Annotated in this window: 8 protein-coding genes; all 8 read right to left on the minus strand. The window is 46.2% G+C overall.

Features of this window, described 5'->3' with window-relative positions:
• Nucleotides 1-4: 4 nt before the first annotated feature.
• A complete protein-coding gene (locus A3KS_RS0106080) occupies nt 5-1,204 on the minus strand; it encodes a saccharopine dehydrogenase family protein (RefSeq protein ID WP_026394158.1) in 1,200 nt (399 codons plus the stop codon).
• Nucleotides 1,205-1,331: 127 nt separating this feature from the next.
• A complete protein-coding gene (gene speB / locus A3KS_RS0106085; protein ID WP_207637745.1) occupies nt 1,332-2,180 on the minus strand; it encodes an agmatinase in 849 nt (282 codons plus the stop codon).
• Nucleotides 2,170-3,021 carry a polyamine aminopropyltransferase gene (speE, locus tag A3KS_RS0106090; protein ID WP_026394160.1) on the minus strand — a complete coding sequence of 284 codons (852 nt, stop codon included), beginning with the start codon at nt 3,019-3,021 and terminating at the stop codon, nt 2,170-2,172. Before speE ends, speB begins: the two co-directional genes overlap by 11 nt.
• Nucleotides 3,022-3,025: 4 nt before the next feature.
• Entirely contained in the window at nt 3,026-4,456 is a 1,431-nt protein-coding gene (locus A3KS_RS0106095) for an aminotransferase class I/II-fold pyridoxal phosphate-dependent enzyme (RefSeq protein WP_035355489.1), read from the minus strand.
• 41 nt (nt 4,457-4,497) lie between these two features.
• A complete protein-coding gene (speD, locus tag A3KS_RS0106100) occupies nt 4,498-5,292 on the minus strand; it encodes an adenosylmethionine decarboxylase (protein ID WP_035355461.1) in 795 nt (264 codons plus the stop codon).
• A 563-nt stretch (nt 5,293-5,855) separates the two neighbouring features.
• Nucleotides 5,856-9,353: a response regulator gene (locus A3KS_RS0106105; protein WP_156913208.1), complete on the minus strand. Its 3,498-nt coding sequence runs from the start codon at nt 9,351-9,353 to the stop codon at nt 5,856-5,858.
• A gap of 20 nt (nt 9,354-9,373) precedes the next feature.
• Nucleotides 9,374-10,504, minus strand: coding sequence for an HD-GYP domain-containing protein (locus tag A3KS_RS0106110; protein ID WP_026394164.1), 1,131 nt, complete (start codon nt 10,502-10,504; stop codon nt 9,374-9,376).
• Between the two features lie 176 nt (nt 10,505-10,680).
• Complete coding sequence (locus tag A3KS_RS0106115) at nt 10,681-11,349, minus strand: potassium channel family protein (RefSeq protein WP_026394165.1); 669 nt, start codon at nt 11,347-11,349, stop codon at nt 10,681-10,683.
• Nucleotides 11,350-11,362 lie beyond the last annotated feature (13 nt).

Below are 11,362 nucleotides of genomic sequence, written 5' to 3' on the forward strand. Positions count from 1 at the left end.
ATGCTTAATCAACCAGCTCCGGCTCAAAACTTTCCTGCCAGGGCAGTCCCCATTTGTTCAGGGCTTCCATAAAGGGATCGGGATCAAACTCTTCGATATTGTAAACCCCGGGTTTTTGCCACTGGCCGGTCATTACCAGCATCGCGCCGATCATCGCCGGTACCCCGGTGGTATAGGAGATCGCCTGAGAACCAACTTCTTTGTAGCATTCTTCGTGATCACAGACATTATAGAGGTAGTAGGTTTTATCCTGGCCATCTTTTTTGCCCTGGAAAATACAACCGATATTGGTTTTTCCTTTGGTGCGGGGGCCGAGGGTTGAAGGATCTGGTAAGACGGCAGCTAAAAACTGCAGCGGCACAATCATTTTGCCCTCATATTCAATCGGTTCAATCGAGGTCATGCCGACGTTTTCCAGACATTTCAGGTGGGTCAGATAGCTTTGTCCAAAGGTCATAAAGAAGCGAATCCGTTTAATGCCTTTGATATTTTGACCCAGCGATTCCAGTTCTTCATGATGGAGCAGATACATATCTTTGGGGCCAATTTCCGGGAAATTATAAACCCGCTTGATTTCCATCGGCTCAGTTTCAATCCACTGACCGTCTTCCCAATAGCTGCCGTTGGCGGTAACTTCGCGAATATTAATTTCCGGATTGAAGTTGGTGGCAAAGGGATAGCCATGATCGCCGGCGTTGGCATCGAGAATATCGATATAATTGATCTCATCAAACTGATGCTTCATCGCATAGGCTGAAAAAACACCGGTCACACCGGGGTCAAAGCCACTGCCCAGCAGCGCTGTAATCCCGGCTTTTTCAAACCGTTCGCGGTATTCCCACTGCCATTTATATTCAAATTTGGCGGTATCTTCCGGCTCGTAATTGGCAGTATCGACGTAATGGGTTTTGGTGGCCAGACAGGCGTCCATAATGGTCAGATCCTGATAAGGCAGGGCCAGGTTCAAGACCACATCCGGCTTGACTTCTTCAATCAGCGCAATCAGCTCATCGACATTGTCGGCATTGACCTGGGCGGTAGTGATTTTGGTCGCCCCGCCATCCAATTTTGCTTTTAAGGCATCGCACTTGCTTTTGGTTCGGCTGGCAATGCAGATTTCGGTAAACACGTCGCTGTTTTGACAGCATTTATGAATGGCCACACTGGCAACACCGCCGCAACCGATAATTAATGCTTTTCCCATAATTTGTTCCTCCTTAATATTTTCTCTAATACTTTAGGTTATCTCTCAACTACCGTACCGATCAATTGTTAATCTATTGTCGTTACGACGTTTTGATTCTATTGTCATTTGTAAATTTCTTACTCGTTTAGGCCATCGCCAATAAGAGTTCCCGCAGCACCTTGCAGGCGACGGCGGTGGAAGCGCCGCTCTGGTCATAGACCGGCGAAAGCTCGTTGATGTCACAGCCGACCAGATTCAGCTGGCTGACGGTTTGGATCGCTTCAAGCAGCTCCATAAAGCTGACACCGCCGGGTTCCGGGGTGCCGGTGCCGGGGAAAACGGATGGGTCTAACACATCCAGATCCAGGGTGAAATAGACCGGTTTACCCTGGAGTTTTTCGACCACTTCGGCCAGGCCCTTAAAATTGAACTTCTGGGTGGTGACGTGATCTTGGCCCCACTGGAACTCACTGCGTTCGCCGGAACGAATCCCGAATTGATAGATCCGGCCATCGCCAATGATATCCCAAACCCGGTGCAGCACCGTGGCATGGGACAGGGTAATACCCAGATAGTCATCCCGCAAATCGGCATGGGCGTCAAAATGCACCACATAAAGCTCCGGATATTTCCGGGCCACCGCCCGGACGGCACCCAGGGTCACCAGATGCTCGCCGCCGATCATCACCGGCCGCTTATTATCTCTTAATACCCGGGTGGTATAGCTTTCAATCGCTGCCAGCACCTTTTCGGTATCACCAAAACAAAGTTCCAGATCGCCGCCATCAAAAACGGCCAGATCTTCCAGATCTTTGTCCTGGTAGGGGCTGTAGGTTTCCAGTCCGTATGATTCCCCCCGCATCGTGCGGCTGGCAAAGCGAGTGCCAGGACGAAAGGAGGTGGTGGAATCAAAGGGCGCGCCAAAAACGACAATGTCTGATTCCCCGTATTCGTTGTCACAACCTAAAAAGGTCTCAATATTTTTATTCAACATCTTTTAACAGCTCCTCCACATAGTTTGGCAACGCAAAGGCGCCAACATGCAATTGGGTATTATAGTAGCGGGTTTTAAATCCCTGCGCATTCCACTTCACCGCCTTTAAATCCTCAATCGGATGGTATTTCTTCGAGGCAAAGCCAAACAGCCAGTGTCCCGAAGGATAGGTGGGAATATGGGCCTGATAGACCCGGCTGATCGGGAAGGACTCGACAATGCGCTTATGAGCCCGCTGCATCGCCACGGCATCATCCAGATAAAAAGCACTTTCATGTTGATTGACCATGATTCCGTCTTCTTTCAGGGCCTTATAGCAATTGCCATAGAATTCTTTGGTAAACAGGCCTTCGCCGGGGCCAAAGGGATCGGTGGAATCGACAATGATCAGATCGTATTCATTTTCACAGCGGCGAATAAATTTCAGGCCATCCTGATAATGAACGGTTACCCGCTCATCATTAAAACAGCAGGCGGTCTGGGGCAGATGCTTTTTACAGACTTCCACCACCAGTTCGTCAATTTCGACCAGATCAATGTGTTCAACCAGCGGATAGCGCACCAGCTCGCGGATGGCACCGCCATCACCACCACCGATAATCAATACTTTTTTGGCCGCCGGATGAACGGCCATGGGAATATGCACCATCATCTCATGGTAGATAAACTCGTCTTTTTCGGTCAGCATCATAAATCCGTCCAGGGTTAAAAAACGGCCAAATTCTTTGGAATCAAAAATATCGATCCGCTGAAATTCACTTTGTCCGCAGTAAAGCTGACGATCCACCTGAATGGAAAATTTGACGCTGGGGGTATGTTTTTCTGAAAACCATAATTCCATTTAATCAATCCTCCTTCAGCACATTGAGATATTCGATTTCCATGTCTTCGGGGCCGGTTAAAAAGCAGCCCTTGTCTTTGACATATTCGATGGAATCAAGAATTTCGGCAGTAATCATTTCGCCGGGAGCCAGGATTGGAATCCCTGGCGGATAGCACATCACAAATTCACTGCAGATCCGGCCGCCGCTTTTTTCCAGCGGCAAAGCTTCCTTATCGGCATAAAATGCTTCCTGCGGGGCCACTGCCACCGCCGGGTTAATATATTCATATTGCAGCATCCCGGCCTTGTCTTTTTTATAAATCCGGCGGATTTCAGCCAGCGCCGAGACCAGCCGTTCCAGATTACGTTGGCTGTCGCCCACTGAAATGTAGGCCAAAATATTACCCACATCCCCAAATTCCACCTGAATGTCGTATTCGTCCCGGAGAATATTGTAAACTTCAATCCCCGCCAGTCCGACGTTCAGGGTATTAATCGACAGCTTGGTGGCGTCGAAATCGTAAATGGTATCACCGTTGATCAGTTCTTTGGAATAAGCGTAATAGTCGCCGATCTGATTGATTTCATCCCGGGCGTATTGGGCCATGGCGGTTACCTTGGCAAAGATTTCCTTGCCGTTCACGGCCAGATTTTTACGGGATATATCGAGACTGGAAAGCAGCAGATACGACCCACTGGTGGTCTGGGTCAGATTGATGATCTGCCGGACATAACCGGGGTTCATCCCGGCTCCCACCAATAAAAACGAGCTTTGCGTCAGCGATCCGCCGGATTTATGCATGCTGACCGAGGCCATGTCGGCACCGGCGGCCATCCCGCTGATCGGCATGTTTTCGCCAAAATAGAAATGGGTGCCATGGGCCTCATCGGCCAGTACCAGCATACCCGAAGCGTGCGCCATTTCGACGATCGCTTTCAGGTTGGAACAAACCCCATAGTAGGTCGGGTTGTTGACCAGGATCGCTTTGGCATCCGGGTTTTCCTGGATCGCTTTGGCTACTGCGGAGAGGGTCATCCCCAATGAAATACCAATTTCATGATTGGTTTCAGGATTCACATAAACCGGGATGGCACCGCCCAGGATCATCGCATTGATGACGCTGCGGTGGACATTCCGGGGCAGAATAATCTTCTCCCCTTTTTTACAGGCCGACAGCACCATCGTCTGAACCGCCGAAGTCGTGCCGTTGACCATAAAAAACGCCTGTTTGGCACCAAAGGCATCCGCCGCTAATTCCTCAGCCTCTTTGATCACCGAAACCGGATGGCAGAGATTATCCAGTGGCTTCATCGAATTGACATCCAGAGTCATACAACGTTCCCCTAAAAATTCCGTTAATTCGGGATTCCCCTTGCCCCGTTTATGGCCGGGCACATCAAAGGGCACCAGCCGATTCCGCTTAAACTCATTGAGTGCCTCCATAATCGGCATTCGTTGTTGATTTAATTTTGGCACGTTTTTTTCCTTCCCAATTAATAGACATTACTGCCGCTAAAAATTTCGATCATTTCCCGACGCAGGTTTTCGGTAATCTGTAGCCGGGTTCGCGGCGGCAGCTCATAGGCATCGGTATTGAATAAATAATCCTGAAGACAGATTTCCTTTAGCAGCATCTTGGTGTGAAACAGATTGGACTGATAAACATTAATATCAATGGCATCATATTCCTTAAGGGTTTTGTCATCGATATAATCCTGGATTGAGGTGATTTTATGATCCATAAACAATTTCTTGCCACTGACGTCCCGGGTAAACCCCCGGACCCGATAATCCATGGTAATGATATCCGAATCAAAGCTGCCGATCAGGAAATCCAGGGTACTCAGCGGGGTAATTTCGCCACAGGTGGCTACATCAATATCGACCCGAAAGGTGGCAATGGACGTGTCGGGATGATATTCCGGATAGGTATGAACCGTTACATGGCTTTTGTCCAGATGGGCCACTACCGTATCACCCTGCAAATCCGTCTTCTCCACATTTTCTTCCCGATATTCCCGCAAAAAAGTTTCTTCGGCAATTAAAAAGGTGACACTGGCCCCCTGAGGATCATAATCCTGCTTGGATACATTTAATACCCGGGCACCAATCATCTCCGTGACATGATACAAAATATTGGTCAAGCGATCTGAGTTATACTGCTCATCAATATAGGCAATATAGTCACGTTGCTCCCGCTCGCTCTTTGCATAGCATACATCATAAATGTTAAAACTTAATGATTTTGTTAGATTGTTAAAACCATTCAACTTTAATTTATTATCCATAATCCACCCCGTTTCCATTTTTTCGCATTATAATTATGCTGTTCTAATTTAATAAAACAAAAAACTCAAGTGATCCTTCAGCATTTGCTGTTCATCCACTTGAGTTTATTTCTACTGATTTGTTATTTACACGAGCGCATGACCGCACCGTCTATACATGATTCCAAACGTAGAAATTAGAGTCTATATAGCAAGAACTTACTTTTACTACTCTTATTGATTGTTTCACAAGTGTGATGTGCAATAACGCACACGGTTTTAAGTAACCAACTTATAAAATTTGAGCTGACACTCAATCAATAAGGCAACGAAAGTTGCCAATCGGCATTTGACCTAGCTGTCCGTATGGCATTCAATTTCTTTATCACCGAGTTAAATCTGATAAAGAAATGGTCAAAAGAATTCTTTGCTGCATTCATAAACATCGCTTATAAACACGCCAAATAGACATCGATCTATTTCTATCATTCGTTTCGAATTGTACTATAAAAGATTGTGAAAATCAAGAAATATTTGCAAATTTAACCCGTTTCTAACATAATCCTTAGCCTATTTAAGGACTTTTAAAAATCTCCGGTCACTTCTGAAAAAGATGATCTCAACGTATTCAGGGCGTCCCGGTAATCAAATTCATGAATCTGTCTTTCCAGTTCCAATCCCGAATCTCCCAAAGTAAATAGCAGCAGATCCTTGTGTACCTCAAATAAATCATAGGCCTCGGTGTCATTATTTTCAAGCAATCCGGTCAGTTGGCTCAGGATCGTCTCGATTTGGGCCTTGTTTCCCACATCTTTTTGTTGACTTTCAGGGGAATGCCGTTCTTTCGGTAAGGACTCCGCAAAACCTCCTATTTCTGTAACAAAACTATTGATCTGTTCTTTAAACTGCTCTTTTCCAGATCTGATCCGAACCGCCTGTTCCAGTTCAGCCGCCAGCTCCTGTATTTTTATAGCCCCCAGATTTCCCGCCACGCCCTTGATGGAATGAACCGTTTGCATGATATTCTGATAGTTTTCGGCGGTGGTCTGTTTTAAAATATCAATCGCTGCGGTTTCACATTTTTGGCTAAACTGCCGGATCAATCGCAAATAAACGGAGATATCACCACCCAGCATTCTCAGTCCGGTTTCCACATTCAACCCCTCCACCTGCCGCAGCGCTTTTAAACAGTTCTGTTCTTCCGGTGCCGCAGCTGTATGCCTGATCTGATCATTTTGCACGTCACGTTGAAGCGCTTCTTTGTTATCTGACCCGTTTTTTCTCACCGGCAACCACTTGATCAAGCACTTGTATAAAATCTCCGGTTCTACCGGTTTGACCAGATGATCATTCATCCCTGCTTCGATACATTTACGCCGATCTTCTTCAAAGGCATTGGCGGTCATCGCTAAAATAGGAACCGCTTCCCAACCCGGCAAGGCCCTGATCAGGGCAGTTGCCGCCAACCCATCCATGACTGGCATCTGAACATCCATTAAGATCAAGTCAAATTTAGTCTCCGCAACTTTACTAATGGCTTCCTGCCCATTTTCGGCCACTGCTATCTTAAACTTAAAGGGCTCCAGTAGCTGCCTAACGATTTCCTGATTAATTTGATTGTCTTCAACAATCAGTATTTGCATCTGTCCATAATCCTTTAATCGCTCCTCCAACGCTTTCAGGGACGACGGTATTTTTGATTCGATGTCATTATTCAGCAATTCCATTAAGGCGTCATTGAGAGTTGACGGTGTCATCGGTTTAACCAGAATCCGGCTGATGCCTGCTCGCTGGGCCTCTTCATAGGATATCTGGTTCCCATATCCGGTTATCAGATAAACCGTCGGCATGGTTTTCAAGTCCAACGATTGAAGCATCAGCGCTGTGTCAATACCATCCTGAACCGGCATTTTCATGTCCATAAATACCAGTCGATAAGGATTCATCCGCTGGTCTGCTTGGGTCACTGCCGCCAGTCCTTCTTTTCCCGAACTGACTGCATCACACTCGATTCCAAAATCAGCCAGCATCGTGATCATCAGTTCCCGGGCTTCCGGCATATCATCGATCACCAGGACCCGAATTTCCTCAGATGACTTGATACTGATCCTATTTTTGGGCATTGCGGTTGATATTTCAAATGGCAGTTCAAACCAGAACCGACTTCCTTGACCCAACTCGCTGTCAACCCCTATTTCGCCACCTAAAAAATTGGCCAGACGGGAACTGATCGCCAACCCTAAACCGGTACCACCATAAAGACGGGTCATCGATTCGTCGGCCTGGACAAAATCCTGGAACAGATTTTTCATCTGTGCTGTTGACATGCCAATTCCGGTATCCCACACTTCAAAGCGCAAGCGGATCTGCTTGTGATCCTGTTTAACGATTCGGGCAATGATTTTAATGCTCCCTGTTTCGGTAAACTTCACCGCATTGCTCATTAAATTAAGTAAAATTTGGCCAAAACGAACCGAATCGCCCCGCAAAACCGTGGGAATATGGTCCACATCGACTAATAAATCGAGATTTTTTTTGGCCGCTTCATCACCCAAAATATTGCATACCCGGTCGATTTCCCGGGTCGGTTCGAAATCATGGGTATCCATTTGCATTTTTCCGGCTTCAATTTTTGAAAGATCCAGCACATCATTAATGATCTGCAACAAGTGATTGGCTGCCTCAGTTAGCTTGTCAATCTGTTCCTCCTGACGCATGGTCAGGGGATCACGCTTGATCAGGTGGGCAAGTCCGATGATGGCATTCATCGGTGTTCGGATTTCATGACTCATGTTTGATAAAAAGGAGCTCTTGGCCTGATTGGCAGCTTCTGCCTCAAGCTTCGCCATCTCCAATTCGGTGGTTCTGGAAAAAACCATTTCCTCAAGATGTTTTTGATAGGTCTCCAGCTCTTCCAGATAGTTCATCTTTTCGGTTACATCCTGAACCGTTCCCCAGCTGGCGATCGGATTGCCCTCATGATCACACTCAAATTGCGATCGTTCTTCCACCCAGCGTACTTCTTTGCCAGATAAAATACGATGAAGTACGGTAAACGACTGACCTTCATTTGCTTTTTCTGCCCAGGTATCAATCATTTTTTTTCGATCATCCGGATAGACAAAATCCATATAGGATTCAAAAGTTTGCGGCATTCCAATTTCCACCCCAAAAATACGATAGGTTTCATTTGACCAGATCAATTTGTTTGCTTTAATATCGAAATGCCAGTGTCCTGTTTTCGAAACCTCCTGAGCCCGATTTAAGTACGCTTCATTTTGCCGTAATGCCTGGGTCATCTCAATTCGTTCCCGATTTAATCGATGCTGTTCCGAAATATCCCGAATTACCTCAACAAAATTTTCACTTTCGGCCAGCCAGCTCATTCGGCATTCAAAATGATGATTTCCATCCGCATAGGGTAAATCATACTCAAAGGTCTGCATTTGACCACTCGTTCTGGCCATTGCCATGGCATCGGTAAAAGCATTGTTGATGTCCGGCAGCAATACGCTGTTGATTTTTTTATATAAAAAAACTTCCGGTGGGATGTAGAGATCCGATGTTTTTTTGGCCCGGTATTCCAGAATAACGCCCTGGGCATCCGTTAGAAACAAAATATCCGGGACAACCTTAAAATACGCTTCCAGGATTCGATCAATCTTTGAGGCTCGTTCTTCACTTAAATGTAATTCTGTCACATCTTGAACCACACCTTCAATTTGAATAATCTGGCCATTTTCTGAAATCGGAATACCAATGGTACGAATCCATTTCGTTGTTTTCTTTTCTGTGGTTATCTCCAATTCCATTTCAAAAGACTCTGCTTTTTCAATTGCATCCTTCAAGCCTTCCCGATATCGATCGATATCACGACTCTGAAAAAAATGGTTTGGCTCCAGAACTGACGGAATTTCCCCCGGTTCCAAATCAAAAATATGAAACATTCCCTGGCTCCATTGGCTTGTCATGGTGGTTATATCAATTCGCCAGCTTCCGACCTTTGTCAATCGGGATCCCAATTCCAATAATTTATTCTGCTGTACCAACCAAGAATTGTCCTGTTCCATTTTATAACTCACCACCCTTCGCTTCCTGGCTTTTAATTTTTGTTCGCCGCTGTCCGATCCTGACACAAGACCTGTCTGAAAGCCTTAATTTCTGTTTCAAAAGCATCCACTACATCCGGATCAAACTGCAAGCCTTTCTGCTCTAAAATATAGTCCACCACCGCATCCATGCTCCAGGCTTTTTTATAGGGCCGCACCGTAGTAAGAGCATCAAATACATCTGCGAGTGCCATAATCCGTGCCGAGATGGGAATTTCATCACCATACAGTTCTTCCGGATAACCCTTTCCATCCCATCGTTCATGATGATAATTCATAATTCTCTCGGCCTCTTCCAAAAAGTACAACGCCGTAATTTCACCCTGTTCATTATCTGTTTTGTTGACGGATAAGGTTTTATTGATGGCCAGACGAATGGCATTCCCGCCAATCTTGCAATGGGTTTTCATTACCTCATATTCTTCATAGTCGAGCTTTCCCGGCTTTAATAAGATCGCATCGGGAATCCCAATCTTGCCGATATCATGAAGGGGTGCCGCTTTAACAATCCGTTCAATGGTATCATCACCCAACCGTTTTTTGAATTTCTCATTTTTTTGCAATCGCTCTGCGATAATCCGCACATAATTCTGGGTCCGCAAAACATGATTGGCGGTATCATTGTCCCGGGTTTCAACCAATTCTGCAAAAACATTCAGGGTTGTATCCTGAATCATCTGGTTTTCTACCATCCGTCGTTTGACTTCAGCTTCCAGCCATTCGTTCTGGTTTTTAAGCCGGTCGCGGGCTTGTTTCAGTTCCAGATGGGCATTGACTCTGGCCAACACAATCCCCGGCCGAAATGGTTTAGTAATATAGTCAACCGCCCCCAAATGAAAGCCCTTTTCTTCATCAATTAAACTATCCAGTGCTGAAATATAGATAACCGGAATCCCCAGGTTCGCTGGATCTTTCCGTAATTCTGATAAGGTTTCATAACCATCCATTCCGGGCATGATAATATCCATCAAAATCAGATCCGGCTTGATTCCCTTTTCAACCGCCTGAAGCAGTTCCGCTCCAGATTTATAGGCCCGGATTAAAAAAGAAGGACTCAATAACTTTTTTAAGATCATCAAATTGATGGGTTCGTCGTCAACGATTGAGATTTCATGATTTTTCATGCTTCCTGCTCCCTGAAATTAAAAATAAATAACGAGTTGTCGTTAATTCCTACCCTTTTTTGCGGGAATAAAACACGATTCTCAACTGCATTATGCCCGTCTGACCGAAAAATAAATATCTGCATGCAATCCGCTGAACAAAAATTAAAATTTTTATTCCCAAGCAATTGACCAACTCAGCGGGCTGGCTTCAATATCCGGGCCAGATCCTCAAGGTCGGCGGCATGAATGATCGCCAGCACCTCATCGGCCGGCAATAGCCTGGTATCACCATGGGGAATAAGCAGTTGGCCATTTCTGATAATTGCCACTAAAACACATTCGGTAGGTAGGCCCAGTTCTCTCACCGTCTTACCCACTGCCAGCGATTCCGGGTGAACCTTTTCTTCCACCAATGAAAATTGTCCCTGGTTCAACTTAAGCAGGGTCATCATATCCCCCACTGACATTTCTTCAGCAACCAGTGTTGCCATCAGCTCGGCCTGGTTTAACGCCACATCCACCCCCATTTCCGGAGTGAATAACCAGGCATTCTTGGGATTTTTAATCCGCGCCAGAATTCGCGGCACCTGATATTCCAGGCGGGCAATGGTGGCAGCCACCAGATTGATTTCATCAGCCCCAGTCACCACCGCCAGCACATCGGCCGAACGGATCCCGGCCGCTTCCAGAACACTAGGGTCGGTGCCGCTCCCCAACACCAGCACCTCTTTGGGCAGATCACAACCCAGCCGTTCCAATTGATGCGTTCGGATTTCAATGAGCTTAACCTGATGGCCGCCGTTTTGCAGCAACGAAGTCAGATAACAGCCCACCTTGCCGCCGCCTACGATTATTACTTTCATGATCTGATATCCC

Source organism: Acetobacterium malicum subsp. dehalogenans DSM 11527, from assembly GCF_000472665.1.
In the GTDB taxonomy this organism is placed as follows: domain Bacteria; phylum Bacillota; class Clostridia; order Eubacteriales; family Eubacteriaceae; genus Acetobacterium; species Acetobacterium malicum.

Coding starts and splice junctions, on each gene's coding strand:
- speD (WP_035355461.1), bottom strand. CDS start 5,292: ATGGATAATAAATTAAAGTTGAATGGTTTTAACAATCTAACAAAATCA.
- A3KS_RS0106115 (WP_026394165.1), bottom strand. CDS start 11,349: ATGAAAGTAATAATCGTAGGCGGCGGCAAGGTGGGCTGTTATCTGACT.
- A3KS_RS0106080 (WP_026394158.1), bottom strand. CDS start 1,204: ATGGGAAAAGCATTAATTATCGGTTGCGGCGGTGTTGCCAGTGTGGCC.
- speB (WP_207637745.1), bottom strand. CDS start 2,180: ATGTTGAATAAAAATATTGAGACCTTTTTAGGTTGTGACAACGAATAC.
- speE (WP_026394160.1), bottom strand. CDS start 3,021: ATGGAATTATGGTTTTCAGAAAAACATACCCCCAGCGTCAAATTTTCC.
- A3KS_RS0106110 (WP_026394164.1), bottom strand. CDS start 10,504: ATGAAAAATCATGAAATCTCAATCGTTGACGACGAACCCATCAATTTG.
- A3KS_RS0106095 (WP_035355489.1), bottom strand. CDS start 4,456: ATGCCGATTATGGAGGCACTCAATGAGTTTAAGCGGAATCGGCTGGTG.